Below are 18711 nucleotides of genomic sequence, written 5' to 3' on the forward strand. Positions count from 1 at the left end.
GACACGTACCGCATCGGGCCCCGGCAGCGATAGCGACAACTAGCAGCAACAAAGCCCGCACAGGGGAAAGGAAGTTACGTGCTCGACGTCAACTTCTTCGATGAACTCCGGATCGGCCTGGCCACCGCCGAGGACATCCGTAACTGGTCGTACGGCGAGGTCAAAAAGCCGGAGACCATCAACTACCGCACGCTCAAGCCCGAGAAGGACGGCCTCTTCTGCGAGAAGATCTTCGGCCCCACCCGGGACTGGGAGTGCTACTGCGGTAAGTACAAGCGCGTCCGCTTCAAGGGCATCATCTGTGAGCGCTGCGGCGTCGAGGTGACTCGCGCCAAGGTGCGTCGTGAGCGGATGGGCCACATCGAACTGGCCGCACCCGTCACCCACATCTGGTACTTCAAGGGTGTGCCGAGCCGTCTCGGTTACCTGCTCGACCTCGCTCCGAAGGATCTCGAAAAGATCATCTACTTCGCTGCGTACGTCATCACCGCGGTCGACGACGACCTGCGTCACAACGAACTCTCGACCCTCGAGGCCGAGATGGAGGTCGAGAAGAAGGCTGTCGCCGATCAGCGCGACGCCGACCTCGAGGCCCGTGCGCAGAAGCTCGAAGCAGACCTGGCCGAGCTCGAAGCCGAGGGTGCCAAGTCCGACGTCCGCCGCAAGGTGAAGGACGGCGGCGAGCGCGAGATGCGTCAGCTGCGCGATCGCTCGCAGCGCGAACTCGATCGCCTGGACGAGATCTGGAGCACCTTCACGAAGCTGAAGCCGAAGGATCTCATCGTCGACGAGATGCTCTACCGCGAGCTGCAGGATCGCTACGGGGAGTACTTCACCGGTGCCATGGGCGCCGAGGCGATCCAGAAGCTCATCGAGAACTTCGACATCAACGCCGAGGCAGAGTCGCTGCGCGAGACCATCCGCAGCGGCAAGGGCCAGAAGAAGCTGCGTGCGCTCAAGCGGCTCAAGGTCGTCGCGGCGTTCCAGCAGTCCGGCAACTCGCCCATGGGCATGGTGCTCGACGCTGTTCCGGTGATCCCGCCGGAGCTCCGCCCGATGGTTCAGCTCGACGGTGGCCGTTTCGCGACGTCCGACCTCAACGATCTGTACCGCCGCGTGATCAACCGCAACAACCGCCTCAAGCGACTGATCGACCTCGGTGCTCCCGAGATCATCGTCAACAACGAGAAGCGGATGCTGCAGGAGTCCGTGGACGCGCTGTTCGACAACGGTCGTCGTGGCCGGCCTGTCACGGGCCCGGGCAACCGTCCGCTCAAGTCGCTGTCCGATCTGCTCAAGGGCAAGCAGGGTCGTTTCCGTCAGAACCTGCTCGGTAAGCGCGTCGACTACTCGGGCCGTTCGGTCATCGTCGTCGGTCCTCAGCTCAAGCTGCACCAGTGTGGTCTGCCGAAGCTGATGGCGCTCGAGCTGTTCAAGCCGTTCGTCATGAAGCGTCTCGTCGACCTCAACCACGCGCAGAACATCAAGTCCGCCAAGCGCATGGTCGAGCGTCAGCGCGCTCAGGTGTGGGATGTCCTCGAAGAGGTCATCAGCGAGCATCCGGTTCTGCTGAACCGTGCTCCCACGCTGCACCGTCTGGGCATCCAGGCGTTCGAGCCGCAGCTCGTCGAGGGCAAGGCCATTCAGCTCCACCCGCTGGTGTGTGAGGCCTTCAACGCCGACTTCGACGGTGACCAGATGGCCGTGCACCTCCCGCTCTCCGCGGAGGCGCAGGCCGAGGCCCGCATCCTGATGCTGTCCTCGAACAACATCCTGTCGCCGGCGTCGGGTCGTCCGCTCGCCATGCCGCGTCTGGACATGGTGACCGGTCTGTACCACCTGACCCGTCTGCGTGAAGACGCTCCCGGTGCGTACCAGCCGGCCGCCGAAGATCAGCCGGAGCAGGGCGTGTACTCGTCCCCGGCCGAGGCTCAGATGGCTGTCGACCGTGGCGTGCTCTCGGTTCAGGCTCCGATCAAGGTGCGGCTCACGCATCAGCGTCCGCCGCGTGAACTCGAGTCCGAGCTGTTCCCCGAGGGCTGGAAGTACGGGCAGGCATGGACGGCGGACACGACCCTCGGTCGTGTGCTGTTCAACGAACTCCTGCCGGTCAACTACGGCTTCGTCAACGACATCATGCCGAAGAAGCGTCAGGCCGCGATCATCAACGATCTCGCCGAGCGCTACCCGATGATCGTCGTCGCACAGACCGTCGACAAGCTCAAGGACGCGGGCTTCTACTGGGCCACTCGTTCGGGTGTCACCATCTCGATGGCGGACGTGCTCGTTCCGCCGGAGAAGAAGGACATCCTCGAGCGTTACGAGGGTCAGGCCGACGCGATCCAGCGGCAGTACGACCGAGGAAAGCTCTCCGAGGACGAGCGTCGCGATTCGCTCGTCAAGCTGTGGCAGGAAGCGACCGAAGAGGTCGGTCAGGCCATGGAGGCGCACTACCCGGACGACAACCCGATCCCCACGATCGTCAAGTCCGGTGCTGCGGGCAACATGACCCAGATCCGCTCGCTGGCGGGTATGAAGGGCCTGGTGACGAACCCGAAGGGCGAGTTCATTCCTCGCCCGATCAAGTCCTCCTTCCGTGAGGGCCTGACCGTCGCCGAGTACTTCATCAACACGCACGGTGCGCGTAAGGGTCTGGCCGATACCGCTCTGCGTACCGCCGACTCGGGTTACCTGACCCGTCGTCTGGTGGACGTGTCGCAGGACGTCATCGTCCGCGAGGTCGACTGTGGCACGCCGCGTGGCATCGAGATGGTCATCGCCGAGCCCGAGCGCGACGCCGAGGGCAACGAGACCGGCAAGCTGGTCCGCGATGCCCACATCGAGACGAGCACGTACGCCCGTACGCTCGCCACCGATGCGGTCGACAAGGACGGCAACGTCGTCGTCGAGCGTGGTTCCGATCTCGGCGACCCCGCCATCGAGGCACTGCTCGAGGCCGGTATCCGCAAGGTGAAGGTCCGCTCGGTCCTGACCTGCGACACCGGCACCGGCGTGTGTGCCACGTGCTACGGCCGTTCGATGGCCACCGGCAAGCTCGTCGACATCGGCGAGGCCGTCGGTATCGTCGCCGCACAGTCGATCGGTGAGCCCGGTACGCAGCTGACCATGCGTACGTTCCACCAGGGTGGCGTCGGTGAGGACATCACCGGCGGTCTGCCCCGCGTCCAGGAACTGTTCGAGGCCCGTGTCCCCAAGGGCAAGGCTCCGATCGCCGACGTGTCCGGCCGTGTCCGCCTCGAGGACGACGATCGTTTCTACAAGATCACGATCATCCCCGACGACGGTGGCGAGGAGGTCGTGTACGACAAGCTGTCGAAGCGTCAGCGTCTGCACGTCATCCGTAAGGCCAACGGCACCGAGGGTGTCCTCGCGGACGGCGACCACGTGGAAGTCGGCCAGCAGCTGCTCGAAGGTGCTGCCGATCCGCACGAGGTGCTGCGCGTGATGGGTCCCCGTCAGGTCCAGGTCCACCTGGTCCACGAGGTCCAGGAGGTGTACCGGAGCCAGGGTGTGTCGATCCACGACAAGCACATCGAGGTCATCGTGCGCCAGATGCTGCGTCGCGTGACGATCATCGACTCGGGTGCGACGGAGTTCCTGCCCGGTTCGCTCGTCGAGCGCAGCGAGTTCGAGGCTGCGAACCGTCGTGTGGTCCAGGAAGGCGGCGAGCCGGCTGCCGGACGTCCGGTCCTCATGGGCATCACGAAGGCCTCGCTGGCCACCGATTCGTGGCTGTCGGCAGCGTCGTTCCAGGAGACCACTCGTGTGCTCACCGACGCGGCGATCAACTGCCGCTCGGACAAGCTCATCGGTCTCAAGGAGAACGTGATCATCGGCAAGCTGATCCCGGCCGGTACAGGCATCAACAAGTACCGGAACATCCAGGTGCAGCCCACCGAGGAAGCACGTGCTGCCGCCTACGCCATCCCGGCGTACGACGACCAGTACTACTCGCCGGACGGCTTCGGCCAGAACACCGGCGCTGCGGTTCCGCTGGACGATTACGGTTACTCCAACGACTACCGCTAGCAGCCGACTGTCCTAGGACAGTGATGCTGCAGTAGAACGACAGAGGTCCCGCCCCTTTCTCTTCGGGGGCGGGACCTCTTCGCTGTCCGGACGTTTATCGCGGGATGTGGAAATCGGTGAGTTCGGCCCGGCCGGGTTCGAGTTCGTCCCAGCGCCCCCGGACCGCCAGGACGGCGACCGACGACGTGGGGAACTTCTCCGTGACCTGCTGCGCCTCGTCGGTGCTGTGGTCGGTGACGAGATTCAGGACCGTCGTGGACAGTGTCGGCTCGTGGCCCACGACAAGGAGGGTCCGGACATCCTTCGGCACCGAGTGGATCTCCTCGAGCAGCGTGGCGGGATCTGCGAGGTAGAGGCTGTCGCGGTAGTCGACGGGTGCTTCGATACCCGCTTCGGTGAGGGTCTTGCGGGTTCGGACCGCGGTCGAGCACAGCACCTTGTCGATCGGAGGCACTGTGGCCCTGATCCACCGCCCGGCGAGCCCCGCCTCGCGGCGACCGCGCGGGGACAGCGGACGGTCGTGATCGTCCACGTCGTCCGGGTACGCGGACTTGCCGTGGCGCAGCAAGATCAGAGTGCGGGTCATGGGCTCCACCGTAGAGCGTTCAGAGGCGAACGACCCGGGCGACCGCGCGGGCGCGATCGTCCACTGTGAACCACAGCGTCAGGCCGTGCCGGTCGTCGCCGGCGCGGAGGACCAGGGTCTCGTCGGTTCCGATGGGTCGCAGATGTTCGATCACCGCTCGATACGGTGAGCTCTGCAGATCGGGACGGGACGCGAGCAGTTCCTCCACCCCGTGCCAGTACACGGCGTTGTTGACGTGCCCGAACGGGTCGAAATCGGTGACGCGGAGCGGGAATTCGCGACTGTCGGTGATCTCGCCCTCCGGTGAGGCAGGCAGCCACGCGCGCCACCGGAGCCGGGTGTCGAGCGCATATCGCGACATGTGCTCGAAGAGCCCGTCACTGATGCGGGTCGGGGCACCCGTCGTGGGACCGATGTCGATCCAGAATCCTGCCGTGTCGATGAGGGGTCCGCCCTCGTCGTCGTGCGGGTCGTCCAGACGGACTCGTACGTTGGCCCACCGGGTGGAGAGAGCATCGCACCAGCGGCGCAGCCGGAGATGCTGCGGGAACCGCGCCGGCCGGTGGACGTCGATCACGGTGCGCCGGACGATCCACAGGGGATCGGTGTGCGCGGCGTCGACGGCCTCGAGGTTGTCGATGCCGATGTCCTGGAGGTACCGGGCGACGCCGTCGAGTCGGAGACGCTGCGAGGTGTCGACATCGCCGGTACGCACGGAGCGTTCGGTGCGGAAGGGCGTCGCCTCGGCGGGGAGTGCCGCGAGAGGTCGCGCCCAGGGCGGGTCGTCGGTGGATGTCGCTATGGCCACTGCGTGTGTCCCCCTGTGTCGGATGCCCGATCGGCCGATTCTCGCAGCTACCCGGCTCGTGCGCAGCGCGTCTTGCGAACCGGGTGTGGCGGGGACTACAGTCGTATTAACTGTTACGCACTGTTACATGAACTCGGCGGTCGTGCCGCCCCGCCCTTCCGAGGACCCCGCCATGGCCTATGTGATCACTCAGACGTGCTGCAACGACGCGAGTTGTGTCGCGGTGTGCCCCGTGAACTGCATCCACCCCTCGCCCGACGAGCCGGGGTTCGCGACCGCGGAGATGCTCCACATCGACCCGCAGGTCTGCATCGACTGCGGTGCGTGCGCCGACGCCTGCCCCGTCGAGGCGATCCTTCCGGACGACAAACTCGACCCCTCACAGTCGCGTTTCGCCGAGATCAATGCCGAGTACTACGTAGATCACCGGACGCCCGACGGCTGGCTTCCCCTCACTCCCACCCATGCCCCGCCCCGCGGGCAGGGGACCCTCCGGGTCGCCGTCGTCGGCGCCGGTCCCGCGGCGTGTTACGCCACGCAGGCACTGCTCGAGCGCTCCGACGTCGAAGTGGAGATGTTCGATCGTCTTCCCACGCCTTTCGGACTGGTGCGTGCCGGTGTCGCGCCGGATCACCCGGGAACGAAGAGCGTGACCGACTCCTTCGAATGGTCGTTCCGGCGTGACGCATTCGCGCTCCACCTGAACACGGAGATCGGCCGCGACCTGACGCATGCCGAACTCCTCGACCACCATCACGCCGTCGTCTACGCGGTGGGCGCTTCCGCCGACCGGCGGCTCGGTATCCCGGGCGAGGACCTTCCGGGAAGTCACGCCGCCACCGAGTTCGTCGCCTGGTACAACGGGCACCCCGACTACGCCGACCGCACGTTCGACCTCTCCGGTGACCGCGCCGTGATCGTCGGGAACGGAAACGTCGCGCTCGATGTCGCCCGCATCCTCACGATGGACGTCGACGAACTCGCCCGCACCGATATCGCCGACCACGCGCTGACGGCGTTGCGGAACAGCAACATCCGTGAGGTCGTGCTGCTGGGCCGGCGTGGGCCCGCCCAGGCGGCGTACAGCAACCCGGAGTTCGTCGCCCTCGGTGATCTCCGCGGCGTCGACGTCGTCATCGACGACGCAGACCTCGACCTCGATCCGGTCAGTGCCCGTGCGGTCGAAGAGGATCCGGCGACGGCCCTGAAGGTTCGCCTCGCGCGCGAATACGCGCAGCGACCGCTCCGCCCCGGCCACCGGCGCATCGTGTTCCGCTTCTTCGCCGCTCCGCACGAACTGCTCGGCGACGAGCGTGTCACGGGTGTGCGGGTCGCCCGCACCGAACTCACCGGCACCGACGGTGCGGTTGCTGTTCGCCCGACGGACGACTTCGACGACGTAGCCGCACCTCTGGTGCTCCGGTCGATCGGATACCGGGGTGTCGCGGTACCGGGCATCCCGTTCGACGAGGTGCGCGGCGTCGTGCCCCATTCGGAGGGACGCGTCGACAACGGCGTGTACGTGACCGGGTGGATCAAGCGGGGTCCGAGCGGAGTCATCGGCACCAACAAGGCCTGTGCACGCGAGACCGTGAACGCGTTGCTCGCCGACTTCGACGCGGGCGTCCTGCGGGAGCCGCGGGGTGACCGGCGCGCGCTGCACAAGTTGCTCGCGCGGCGGCGGCCGGAGCGCGTCGACCTCGAGGGGTGGCGCGCGATCGACGCCGCCGAACGCAAGGCGGGCATCGCCCAGGGCCGTCCGCGGGTGAAGATCACCGATCGCGAGGCGCTCGCGGAACTCGGGCGCCGGCGCCGCCGACTGCTGCCGCTGATCGGAGCCGTGCGCCGGTAAATCGGTTGGGCCGGGCGGACGTGGTCGTTAAGATCATCCGGCGTTTCGCAGTCGCCATCGATGCCGACTTCCGATCTGGTGACCGGATCTTCGCGCGACGCTCGTTTCCTACCGCGCGGGTACTCGCCTGCGCCGACCCTGGAGTAACCGCATGACTGCGCCGCCCGACAAATCCCCAGCTCAACCCAGTGACAAGCTCGATGCCGCGGTACTGAAGATCGCCTCGGTCGTCGTGCTCGGCGCCATCATGTCGATTCTCGACGTCACGGTGGTGTCGGTGGCACTGCCGACATTCATGTCGGACTTCCAGGCGTCCTACGCGACCGTCGCGTGGACCATGACGGCCTACACCCTCGCGCTCGCCAGCGTGATCCCGCTCACCGGCTGGGCTGCGGACCGTTTCGGCACCAAGCGGCTGTATCTGACGGCACTCGTCTTGTTCGTCGCCGGTTCCGTGCTGTGCAGTGTCGCGTGGGATGTCACGTCGCTGATCGCGTTCCGCGTCGTCCAGGGCTTCGGCGGCGGCATGCTGATGCCGCTCGGCATGACGATCATGACCCGTGCGGCCGGCCCGCACCGCGTGGGTCGCGTCATGGCGGTGCTCGGTATCCCGATGCTGCTCGGCCCCATCGGCGGTCCGATCCTCGGTGGCTGGCTCATCGACGTCGCGACCTGGCACTGGATCTTCCTGATCAACCTGCCGATCGGGATCGTCGCGCTGATCGTCGCTGTCGTCGTGCTGCCCAAGGACGCACCGAAAGCGTCGGAGGCGTTCGACTTCAAGGGGATGCTGCTGCTTTCGCCCGGGCTCGCGTTGTTCCTGTTCGGCGTCTCGTCGCTGCCGGAGACCGGCACCGTCGCGTCCGCCCGGGTCCTGGTCAGCGGCCTCGCCGGTCTCGCGCTCATCGCGGCGTTCGTCGTGCACGCGTTGCGCACCGACCATCCGCTGATCGACCTGACCCTGTTCCGCAACCGTCAGCTCACCTTCGCCGTCCTGACGATGTCGGTGTTCGCGATCGGGTTCTTCGGTGCCGGTCTGCTGTTCCCGAGCTACTTCCTCCAGGTGCGAGGCGAGAGCACCTTGGCGGCCGGACTCCTGCTCGCACCACAGGGAATCGGTGCGATGCTCACGATGCCGATCGCCGGACAACTGGTCGACCGTATCGGGCCGGGAAAGATCGTGCTGACCGGCCTGGCTCTCATCGCCGCCGGGATGAGCGTGTTCACCCAGGTCGGCGTGGATACCGGCTACCCGCTGCTCCTCGGTGCCCTGTTCGTGATGGGTATGGGTATGGGCTGCACGATGATGCCCACCATGACCGCCGCGCTGCAGACTCTCACCGACAACAGCATCGCGCGGGGTTCGACGTTGATGAACATCGTCCAGCAGGCCGCCGGATCCATCGGCACCGCGGCGATGTCGGTGATCCTCACCAGCCGCGTGATCGCACCGCAGGGTGCGCCCGAGGGGTCGTCCGGTCAGCCGGATGCCGAGATGCTCGCCCAGCTGCCGGCCGAGATGCAGCAGTCGGTGCTGAGTTCACTCGCCGAGGCGTTCGCGTTCACCTTCCTCATCGCGACGATCATCATGATCTTCGCGCTGATCCCGGCAGCCTTCCTTCCCCGGAAACGTGCCGAGAAGACAGAGGGCGCAGCGGCCCCGGTCGTGATGCACTAGCCGGGCAGCCAGACGCCGTGGCGTAAGGAACAATCCCGTGCGCGGGGGCCGTGACGCAGGTCGCGGCCCCCGTTCGCGTTCCCCGATAGGCTCGGTCGGAGCAGAAACCGCGACCCGAACGGACACGTGCATGAGCTTCGATTCTTCCGACCGGACCTCCGTACCCCGGCGCGCATTGCTCGGCGGAGCCGGAGCGGCAGCGGCCGTCGCTGCGCTCGCAGCGTGCGGCGCGTCGACCGATACGGCGGGGGATCCTCCACAGGCACAGCCCCCGACGACGACGGCGCCGCCCGGGCCCGACGCACAGGTGGTCGCGGCCGTGGCGGATGTACCGGTCGGAGGCGGAGTGCTCATCGAAGGCAAGCGCCTGGTTCTCACCCAGCCCACCGAAGGCGACTTCTGCGCATTCCTCGCCTTGTGCACGCATCAGGGCTGCAACATCACCTCCGTCGAAGGCGACACCATCGTGTGCGCATGCCACGGCAGCAAGTTCGCTCTCGACGGCTCGGTTGTGCAGGGCCCGGCCAAGCGTCCCCTCAAGTCGCAACCCGTCGAGGCACGCGGCACCGATCTCGTCGTCGGCTGACCCGGCCCGCCGGACCGGCCGGCGGGATAGTGTCCCACTCGTGGATCCGTCCGGAGAGCAGCGTTGGCGCCCGAAGGCACTGCGGGTCGGTACCGACCCCGACCCGCGATTCACCCTCGCCAACGAGCGCACCTTCCTCGCGTGGATCCGGACGGCGCTGGGCCTGATCGCCGCCGCGGTGGGGCTCGAGGCTTTTGCCGGTGACGTCATCGGCTCCGCCCTTCGCACCGCGTTCTCGTGTGCGCTGCTGGTCTGTTCCGCAATTCTCGTGGTCGTGGCGGTGGCCCGCTGGCTGAGCGTCGAGCGCGCTATGCGCACGCAACGTCCGCTCCCGCTGCCGTGGGCGTCCTTCCTGCTCGCGGGTCTGCTCGCGACGGCGGGCGTCGGGCTCGCCGTCGCGATCGCGGTGTGACCTGCGGATGAGGCACGACGATCCCGGACTCCAGCCCGAACGTACGAGCCTCGCCTGGATGCGCACCGGGGCCGCCCTCGGTGCCGTCGTCCTGCTCTTCATGCGGTTCGTTCCTGGGCCGGGTCCGGTCGTCGCGGCCGTGGGACTGCTGTGCCTCGTGCCGTCGGTGGTCGTGTTGCTCTCCGCCCGGATCGGTCACCGTGCCCGCGTGCGCGGATTCGTCGCGGGGGACGTGGGCCGTCTCTGGTGGCGCAACATCGCCGTCGCAGCGGCCGTCGTGGTGCTCGCGACAGCGACGACCGTGCTCATCGCTGTCGACGGACTCGGGTGATGCGCGCGGATTCGAACCCGTAGTGCGGACGTAGGAGTTTCCGCGCTCAGGCGATCACCAGGACGCCGGCCAGTGCGATCGCTGCAACCCACACCGTCGCTGCGGCGGCCAGCACCAGCGGGCGCCATCCCAGTCCGCGAATGATGTCGCGCCGCACGCCCGTTCCCAGTGCGAACATCGCGATGGTGAGCAGCGCGACCTGAACCCAGTGAGCCACATCGAGTGCCTGCGGCCCGATCAGGCCGGTCGCGCGTACGGCGACGAGCACGAGAAATGCGACGAGAAACGCGGGTACGAGCGGAGGAGTGTGCCCGTCGCGCCGTGCGTTCCCACTGCGCCGCGCCACGGCGGCGACGACAGCGACCACCGGGGCCAGCAACGCGACGCGCGCGAGTTTGACGGTGACCGCGACGGCGAGCGCACCGCCGGCGGCGGCCGCGCCGGCCGCCGTGGCGTCGAGGGCGGTTCCCGCCGCCACCACCTGGGCAACCTCGTGCACCGCTGCGCCCGCCCACATGCCCGCTTCGGTCGAGTCGAGTCCCAGGGCGCCGGACAGGGCGGGAAGGAGCGGGATCATGGCGGTACCGAACACCACGACGAGTGCGACGGTCGTGACGAGTTCGCGTTTCCGAGCGTCGATCACACCGTCGACCGCGGCGGCTGCGGCGGCACCGCAGATCGAGAATCCGCACGCGATGAGCATTCGCTCCGTCCATCCGACGCCGAGCCACTTTCCGAACAGCAGCGCGCCGCCGATGCCTGCCGCGACCACCGCGGCCGCGACTCCCGTTGCGCCCCAGCCGAGTCCGACGACGTCCGATATCGCCAGTTGCAGTCCGAGTAGCGCGACACCGATTCGGAGGAGGTGTTTCGACGCCAGCGTCAGTCCCGGTTCGAGCACTGCCAGGTGTGGCCCAATGTTGGCGACGACGACTCCGAGCACGATCGCGATCAGCAGTGGGCTGGCGCCGGGGAACAGTCCGGCTGCGGCGAGCGCGACTGCTGCGCCCGCTGCTCCCACGAGCAGGCCGGGAACGGCGGGACGCATGCGCCGGAGCAGCGGCTCGGGGCGGAGCGGAGAGAGGACGGCGACCATGTCTCCAGCGTGTCGCGCCCGCCTCCGCGCGACTAGCCGTCGATTCGGTATGTGCTCATATCGAATAGATATGCCCGGTCCGGTAGGCATATCGTATCGGCATGACGGACTGGCCCGATCTGGCGGCGCTCGACCTGCTCGTCGGCATCGACGACCACGGCGGTCTGGGGGCAGCAGCGCGGAGGGCAGGGATCGCCCAGCCCAACGCGACCCGCATGCTGAGACGGCTCGAGAAGCAACTCGGCGCGGTGCTCGTCCGCCGGGGCCGCACGGGATCGGTGCTCACTCCGGAAGGCACCGTCGTCGCGCACTGGGCCCGTGAGGTCCTTGCCGACACCGCTCGCATGCTCGACGCGGCGGCGTCGCTGCGTGTCGACCATCCTCCCGAACTCGTGGTCGCGGCATCCATGACGGTGGCCGAACACCTCATCCCACGGTGGCTCGGAGAGTTCCGGGCGATCCGCAGCGACGTGCAGATCCAGTTGCACGTACACAACTCGGTGCAGGTGTGCGACGCCGCTGCCGCCGGGGAGTGCGACGTGGGCTTCGTCGAGGGTCCGTCGGTGCCGCGCGGGCTCTACAGCGTGCCGGTAGCGCGGGACCGGCTCGTGGTGGTCGTGCCGCCGGACCACCCGTGGGCGCGCAGACGCCGACCGCTGACCGTGGCGGAACTGGCGTCCACTCCGCTGGTCGTCCGCGAGGTGGGGTCGGGTACCCGCCGAACCCTCGACCTCGCGCTGGAGGAGTACGCCCGTCCCGCGCCGCTGCTCGAACTCGGGAGCAGTGCAGCGGTCCGGACGAGCGTGCTCGGCGGGGCAGGTCCTGCGGTTCTCAGTACGCTCGCGGTGGCCGAGGACCTCGAATCCGGCAAGTTGCGCGCAGTGGACGTGGAGGGACTCGACCTTTCCCGGGTTCTGCGGGCGGTATGGCGCCCGCCGCGTGCGCTCGCCGGACCGGCCGGTGAACTCGTCCGGATGATCACCCGGCCACGTTGACGCGGAACTAGGTGACAGGCGCGCGCGGGCGAGAGTTGCGCAGAGCCCCGATCCCGGCTGCGACGACGAGTGCGATACCGATGGCGGACAGAGCGTCGACGAACTGGCCGAGCACGAGCACGCCGGCAAGGGCCGCCGCCGCAGGTTCGAGAGCGATCAGGATGGCGAAGACGTTCTTGGACAGGTCACGAAGGGCGCGGATCTCGAGGCTGTACGGGATCACCGACGACAGCAGCGCCACGGCGAAGCCCGCTGCGAGAAACGTGGGTGAGAGCATCTCTGTCCCGGCGGAGACGACGCCGAACGGCAACACGGCCACGGCGGCGATCGCGGTGGCGCCGGCCAGCCCGGCGGTGCCGGAGAGCGCCGAGCCCGCAAGCCTGGTCGCGACATGTGATCCCGCCACGATGTATCCCGCCCACCCCGCCGCCGCGACGAGCGCCAGTGCGACGCCCAGCGGGTCGAGGCCCTCGGTGAGGCCGTCGCCGTGGCCCGCGCCGAGGCACACGATCCCGCCCAGCGCGAGAAGAACCCACACGCCGTCCCGGGCCCGCCGCGACAGCACGGCCGCCACGGTGAGGGGACCGAGGAACTCGATCGTGACGGTGGTGGCGAGGGGGAGTCGTGTGAGGGCGGCGTAGAAGAACGAGTTCATCAGCGCGAGACTCGCGCCGAGTGCGAGGACTGCCTGCCACTCGATACGCGACCACCGGTGGACCGGTGGGCGCGCGATCGCACACAACACCAGGGCGGCGAAGAGCAGTCGTACGGTCACCGTGCCCGCCGCGCCCGCCTGATCGAACAGGGTCGTCGCAAAAGCGGCTCCGAACTGCATCGACAGCACGGCCCCCAGCACCGCCACGACGGGCAGCGCAGTGCCCCCGTGATCCTTGTCGGCCATCCGTCCTCCGCTGTCGTCGTTGTCGATGCGCTCAGTCTCGCCGACCGTACTGCCAGCCGCGCGACAGAAAACAATCACGCCTGCTTGATTCCTGCGCGCGTACGTGTGACCCTTGTCGCATGGTGGAGTTGCACAATCGCGCTGCGGATCAGCAGACCTTGCTCGACGACCTTCGGGCCGAGGGAGACGCCCTCGACGATCTCGTCGCGGACCTGCCCGCAGACCGGTGGACCGTCGCGACGCCCGCGAAGGGCTGGACGATCGCGCATCAGATCGGCCACCTGCTGTGGACCGATCGTGCTGCGCTCACGGCCATCCGTGATCCCGAGGCGTTTCGCGCCGGGGTCCTCGAGGCGTTCACCGACCCGCTCGGCTTCGTCGACGCCGGAGCCGCGGAACTGGCGCAGTTGCCGGCCGCGGACCTGCTCGCGGACTGGCGCGCGGCACGACACGAACTCGCGCACGCCCTCGCCGAGGTTCCGCAGGGTACGAAGATCATCTGGTACGGACCGCCCATGTCCGCAGCGTCCATGGCAACGGCGCGACTGATGGAGACCTGGGCACACGGCGGCGACGTCGCCGACGCTCTCGGAGTCGTGCGGGCACCCACGGCCCGGCTGCGCCACATCGCGCACCTCGGCGTGCGTACTCGCGACTTCGCGTACATCATTCGGGACGCCACGCCACCGGCCGAACCGTTCCGCGTCGCACTCACAGCGCCCGACGGGAGCGAATGGACCTGGGGCCCCGAGGATGCGCAGCAGTCCGTCACCGGACCCGCCCTCGACTTCTGCTCGCTGGTCACGCAACGAGTCCACCGCGACGACACCGCGCTCGTCGCGACCGGTTCCGACGCCGACGAGTGGCTCGGCTTCGCGCAGGCGTTCGCCGGCCCGCCCGGGCCGGGTCGCGCTCCCGGCGAGGCGGTTCCGTGATCTCCGTGCCGGTGCGCGACGGTCACCGCGCCGTGCGCATCGGCAACTGCTCGGGTTTCTACGGTGACCGTGTCTCCGCGATGCGCGAGATGCTCGAAGGCGGCGAACTCGACTACCTCACCGGCGACTATCTCGCCGAGCTCACCATGCTCATCCTCGGCCGAGACCGAATGAAGAATCCGGATCTCGGCTACGCGAAGACCTTCGTACGACAGCTCGAGGAATGCATGGGCCTTGCGCTCGACCACGGCGTCCGCATCGTCGCGAACGCCGGCGGTCTCAATCCGGCCGGACTCGCGACCCGGTTGCGTGACATCGCCGAACGGCTCGGCCTGGACGTCACGGTGGCTCACGTCGAGGGCGACGATCTGCTCCCACGGATCGACGAACTGGGCCTCGGCGGCACGCCCGCGCCGTTGACCGCCAACGCATATCTCGGCGCGTGGGGCATCGTGGAGTGCCTTCGTTCGGGCGCCGACATCGTCGTCACCGGACGGGTGACCGACGCGTCCGTCACCGTCGGCCCCGCCGCAGCCCACTTCGGCTGGGGACCGGGCGATTTCGACGCGCTCGCGGGTGCGGTTGCCGCGGGCCACGTCCTCGAATGCGGCACCCAGGCGACCGGCGGCAACTACGCATTCTTCACCGAACTCGGCAACCTCGACCGGCCCGGTTTCCCGATCGCCGAGATCGAAGCCGACGGTTCGTCGACCATCACGAAGCATCCGGGAACCGGTGGCGCGGTCACCGTGGGCACCGTGACGGCGCAACTGCTCTACGAGGTCGGCGGCGCCCGGTACGCCGGTCCCGACGTGACCACCCGCCTCGACACCGCGGTTCTCGAAGACGGCGGGCCCGACCGGGTGCGTATCTCCGGCGTACGCGGAGAGGCGCCGCCGCCCACGCTCAAGGTCTGTCTCAACGCGCTCGCGGGGTTCCGCAACACCGTGGAGTTCGTGCTCACCGGACTCGACATCGAGGCGAAGGCCGCGCTCGTGCGCCGCCAGATCGAGGCGAACCTTCCGGCACGCCCGGCCGAACTCGAATGGACCCTCGCCCGCACCGACCACCCCGACGCAACCACCGAGGAAACCGCGAGCGCGGTGCTCCGGTGCGTCGTCCGCGATCCGGACCCCGACGTGGTCGGCCGCGGATTCACGTCCACAGCAGTAGAATTCGGTCTTGCGAGTTACCCCGGATTCCATGTCACCGCACCGCCGGGAACGGGCAGCGCCTTCGGCGTCTACACGGCAGGTCTGGTCGCCGCCGAGCAGGTGCCACACATCGCGGTACTGCCGGACGGCAGCGGCGTCGACATCTCCCCGAGCGCCACCACCCGGACGCTCGAACCCGTTCCCGAACCGCCACTGCCCGAGCCCCTTCCGCCCGGCCCGACGCGCCGCGCCGCGCTCGGCACCGTTCTGGGCGCGCGCAGCGGAGACAAGGGCGGTGACGCCAACATCGGGGTCTGGGCACGGAGCGACGACGCCTATCGCTGGCTCGTCCACACCCTCACGGTCGACGCGCTCACCTCCCTGCTTCCCGAGACGGCAGCGCACGATGTCACCCGGCACGTGCTGCCGAATCTCCGGGCGGTGAACTTCGTGGTCGAGGGAATCCTCGGGCGCGGCGTCGCCTCCCAGGCCCGATTCGATCCCCAGGCCAAAGGACTCGCCGAATGGCTGCGCTCCCGACACCTGGACATCCCACTCACTCTCCTGGAGGACTCGGCGTGAGCATCTGGACAACCGACGAGCGCACGTCGCTGCGCGCCACCGTGGCCGGTTTCGTGCGCCGCGAGATCCTGCCGAATCTCGACGACTGGGAACGCGACGGCGAACTCCCGCGCGACCTTCACAAGAAGGCGGCCGACGTCGGGCTGCTCGGTATCGGTTTCCCGGAATCCGTCGGCGGGTCCGGTGGTGACGGTGCCGACGTGGTGACCGTGTGCGAAGCGTTCCACGAGGCCGGTGCGTCCGGTGGCGCGTTCTCCTCCTTGTTCACGTGCGGAATCGCACTGCCGCACCTGATCGCTGCCGGAGACCCGGAGCAGATCGACCGGTGGGTGCGTCCCACCCTCGCGGGCGAGATGATCGGTTCGCTCGCGATCACCGAACCGGGAGGCGGGTCCGACGTCGGGCACCTCACCACCACCGCAGTGCGCGACGGCGACGATTTCGTAGTCAACGGCGCGAAGACCTACATCACGTCCGGGTGCCGCGCAGACTTCGTCGTCACCGCCGTCCGCACAGGAGGTCCCGGTGCCGGCGGCGTGTCGCTCCTGGTGATCGAGAAGGACACCCCCGGGTTCACCGTCTCCCGCAAACTCGACAAGATGGGCTGGCGCGCCTCCGACACCGCCGAGTTGTCCTTCGTCGACGCCCGGGTTCCGGTGGCCAACCTCGTCGGCGCCGAGAACTCCGGGTTCATGCAGATCGCACAGGCTTTCGTGTCCGAGCGCATCGGCTTGGCAGTGCAGGCGTACGCGAGCGCGCAGCGCTGCCTCGACCTGACCGTCGCGTGGTGCCGTGACCGGGAGACCTTCGGCCGTGCGCTCATCACGCGTCAAGCCGTGCAGCGCACCCTTGCCGAGATGGCCCGCCGGATCGACGTCGCGCGGGTGTACTCGCGGCACGTCGTCGAACGGTCCGTGGCGGGCGACACCGATCTCATCGCCGAGGTGTGTTTCGCCAAGAACACCGCGGTCGAGGCGGGGGAGTGGGTCGCACACCAGGCCGTGCAACTGTTCGGCGGCCTCGGATACATGGCCGAATCGGAGGTCGAGCGCCAGTACCGCGACATGCGCATTCTGGGCATCGGGGGAGGCACCACCGAAATCCTCACCGAACTCGCCGCGAAGCGTCTGGGGTACGGCGCGTGAGCATCCTGAAGTCGACTCTCGACGTGGCGTCGTCGCAGTACGGCGCGGCAGCGGAGGCGATGCGCACCAAGCTCGCCGAACTCGACGCCGAGCACACAAAAGCACTCGGCGGGGGCGGGGAGAAGTACGTGCGCCGCCACCACGAGCGCGGCAAACTGCTGCCGCGTGAGCGCATCGAACTGCTGATCGACCCCGACTCGCCCTTCCTCGAGCTCTCACCGCTCGCTGCCTGGGGCACCGAGTTCCCCGTCGGCGCCAGTACGGTGACCGGCATCGGTGTCGTCCACGGCGTGCAGTGCGTGATCGTGGCGAACGACCCCACCGTCCGCGGCGGTACGAGCAACCCCTGGACGCTGCGGAAAACTCTGCGCGCCAACGATATCGCGCTCCAGAATCGGCTTCCCATGATCAACCTCGTCGAGTCGGGGGGTGCGGACCTGCCGACGCAGAAGGAGGTTTTCATTCCCGGCGGGCGGTTGTTCCGCGACCTCACGCGCCTGTCCGCGGCGGGCATCCCCACGATCGCGCTGGTATTCGGCAACTCCACCGCCGGGGGTGCGTACGTGCCGGGCATGTCCGACCACGTCGTGATGATCAAGGAACGATCCAAGGTCTTCCTCGCCGGACCCCCACTGGTGAAGATGGCCACCGGCGAGGAATCCGACGACGAGACGCTCGGTGGCGCCGAGATGCATGCCCGCGTCAGCGGCCTGGCCGACTACCTGGCGGTCGACGAGGAAGACGCCATCCGACTGGGCCGCGACATCGTCCGGCGGCTCGAGTGGGCGCGGCTCGGACCGGACCCGAAACCTGATGTGAGAGATCCCCGCTACGGGCCGGAGGACCTGATCGGCATCGTTCCCGGCGATCTGCGGATCCCGTTCGATCCCCGTGAGGTGATCGCACGCGTGGTCGACGATTCCGACTTCGACGAGTTCAAGCCGCTCTACGGATCGTCACTCGTGACGGGGTGGGCACAGATACACGGGTATCCCGTGGGCATACTCGCCAACGCGCGGGGCGTGCTGTTCAACGAGGAATCCCAGAAGGCCGCGCAGTTCATCCAGCTCGCAAATCGATCGAACACGCCGTTGTTGTTCCTGCACAACACGACCGGATACATGGTGGGGCGCGAGTACGAGGAACGCGGCATGATCAAGCACGGCTCGATGATGATCAACGCCGTATCGAACTCTCGTGTCCCCCACATCTCGGTTCTCCTCGGTGCCTCGTACGGTGCCGGGCACTACGGGATGTGCGGCCGCGCATTCGATCCGCGTTTCCTGTTCGCCTGGCCCAGTGCGAAATCCGCGGTGATGGGCGGTGCCCAGCTCGCGGGGGTCATCTCGATTGTCGGGCGCGCTGCGGCGCAGGCGCGCGGCCAAGGGGTCGACGAGGCCGCGGACGAGGCGATGCGTGCCGCCGTGGAGAACCAGATCGAGGCCGAGTCCCTGCCGATGTTCCTGTCCGGCAGGCTCTACGACGACGGTGTCATCGACCCGCGTGACACTCGCGACGTGGTCGGATTCTGCCTGTCCGCAGCCGCATCGGGACCGATCGAGGGCGCCGGTGACTTCGGCGTCTTCCGGATGTGAGGACA

At 68.0% G+C, this 18711-nt stretch carries 15 protein-coding genes; 11 read left to right on the forward strand and 4 right to left on the reverse strand.

Features of this window, described 5'->3' with window-relative positions; all coding sequences use genetic code 11:
* Positions 1 to 78: 78 nt before the first annotated feature.
* Positions 79 to 4050, forward strand: coding sequence for a DNA-directed RNA polymerase subunit beta' (locus HF877_RS02190; protein ID WP_169619506.1), 3972 nt, complete (start codon positions 79 to 81; stop codon positions 4048 to 4050).
* Positions 4051 to 4144: 94 nt separating this feature from the next.
* Here HF877_RS02190 and HF877_RS02195 read toward each other — a convergent pair whose 3' ends face one another.
* Entirely contained in the window at positions 4145 to 4636 is a 492-nt protein-coding gene (locus HF877_RS02195) for a histidine phosphatase family protein (protein WP_169619507.1), read from the reverse strand.
* 19 nt (positions 4637 to 4655) lie between these two features.
* Positions 4656 to 5444, reverse strand: coding sequence for an acyl-ACP thioesterase domain-containing protein (locus HF877_RS02200; protein ID WP_169619508.1), 789 nt, complete (start codon positions 5442 to 5444; stop codon positions 4656 to 4658).
* Positions 5445 to 5616: 172 nt separating this feature from the next.
* Here HF877_RS02200 and HF877_RS02205 point away from each other — a divergent pair, with 172 nt between their 5' ends.
* The 5 genes from HF877_RS02205 (at position 5617) to HF877_RS02225 (ending at position 10303) form a co-directional block, all read left to right on the forward strand.
* On the forward strand, positions 5617 to 7296 hold the full coding sequence (locus tag HF877_RS02205) for a 4Fe-4S binding protein (protein WP_169619622.1): 1680 nt from the start codon (positions 5617 to 5619) through the stop codon (positions 7294 to 7296).
* Positions 7297 to 7447: 151 nt separating this feature from the next.
* Complete coding sequence (locus HF877_RS02210; protein ID WP_169619509.1) at positions 7448 to 8974, forward strand: DHA2 family efflux MFS transporter permease subunit; 1527 nt, start codon at positions 7448 to 7450, stop codon at positions 8972 to 8974.
* Between the two features lie 130 nt (positions 8975 to 9104).
* Positions 9105 to 9560 (forward strand): Rieske (2Fe-2S) protein, encoded by a 456-nt coding sequence (locus HF877_RS02215; RefSeq protein WP_169619510.1) that lies wholly within the window; start codon positions 9105 to 9107, stop codon positions 9558 to 9560.
* A 40-nt stretch (positions 9561 to 9600) separates the two neighbouring features.
* Positions 9601 to 9972 (forward strand): DUF202 domain-containing protein, encoded by a 372-nt coding sequence (locus HF877_RS02220; RefSeq protein WP_169619511.1) that lies wholly within the window; start codon positions 9601 to 9603, stop codon positions 9970 to 9972.
* Positions 9973 to 9979: 7 nt separating this feature from the next.
* Positions 9980 to 10303, forward strand: coding sequence for a DUF202 domain-containing protein (locus HF877_RS02225; RefSeq protein ID WP_169619512.1), 324 nt, complete (start codon positions 9980 to 9982; stop codon positions 10301 to 10303).
* Between the two features lie 46 nt (positions 10304 to 10349).
* Here HF877_RS02225 and HF877_RS02230 read toward each other — a convergent pair whose 3' ends face one another.
* Positions 10350 to 11399 (reverse strand): putative sulfate exporter family transporter, encoded by a 1050-nt coding sequence (locus tag HF877_RS02230; protein ID WP_169619513.1) that lies wholly within the window; start codon positions 11397 to 11399, stop codon positions 10350 to 10352.
* Positions 11400 to 11500: 101 nt separating this feature from the next.
* Here HF877_RS02230 and HF877_RS02235 point away from each other — a divergent pair, with 101 nt between their 5' ends.
* Positions 11501 to 12394 (forward strand): LysR family transcriptional regulator, encoded by an 894-nt coding sequence (locus HF877_RS02235; RefSeq protein ID WP_169619514.1) that lies wholly within the window; start codon positions 11501 to 11503, stop codon positions 12392 to 12394.
* A gap of 7 nt (positions 12395 to 12401) precedes the next feature.
* Here the strand turns inward: HF877_RS02235 and HF877_RS02240 are convergent, their stop codons facing one another.
* Complete coding sequence (locus tag HF877_RS02240; protein WP_169619515.1) at positions 12402 to 13295, reverse strand: EamA family transporter; 894 nt, start codon at positions 13293 to 13295, stop codon at positions 12402 to 12404.
* A gap of 119 nt (positions 13296 to 13414) precedes the next feature.
* Here HF877_RS02240 and HF877_RS02245 point away from each other — a divergent pair, with 119 nt between their 5' ends.
* Genes HF877_RS02245 through HF877_RS02260 form a run of 4 tightly spaced genes read left to right on the forward strand, consistent with a single transcriptional unit; the run spans position 13415 to position 18706 of the window.
* Entirely contained in the window at positions 13415 to 14230 is an 816-nt protein-coding gene (locus HF877_RS02245; RefSeq protein ID WP_169619516.1) for a TIGR03084 family metal-binding protein, read from the forward strand.
* A 5-nt stretch (positions 14231 to 14235) separates the two neighbouring features.
* A complete protein-coding gene (locus tag HF877_RS02250) occupies positions 14236 to 15966 on the forward strand; it encodes an acyclic terpene utilization AtuA family protein (RefSeq protein WP_346765045.1) in 1731 nt (576 codons plus the stop codon).
* Positions 15963 to 17111 (forward strand): acyl-CoA dehydrogenase family protein, encoded by a 1149-nt coding sequence (locus tag HF877_RS02255; RefSeq protein WP_169619517.1) that lies wholly within the window; start codon positions 15963 to 15965, stop codon positions 17109 to 17111. Before HF877_RS02250 ends, HF877_RS02255 begins: the two co-directional genes overlap by 4 nt.
* The gene (locus HF877_RS02260) at positions 17108 to 18706 is read left to right on the forward strand and encodes a carboxyl transferase domain-containing protein (RefSeq protein ID WP_169619518.1); all 1599 of its coding nucleotides are present in this window, start codon (positions 17108 to 17110) and stop codon (positions 18704 to 18706) included. Before HF877_RS02255 ends, HF877_RS02260 begins: the two co-directional genes overlap by 4 nt.
* Positions 18707 to 18711: the final 5 nt, after the last annotated feature.

This window comes from Rhodococcus sp. BL-253-APC-6A1W, from assembly GCF_012843405.1.
Lineage (GTDB): Bacteria > Actinomycetota > Actinomycetes > Mycobacteriales > Mycobacteriaceae > Rhodococcus.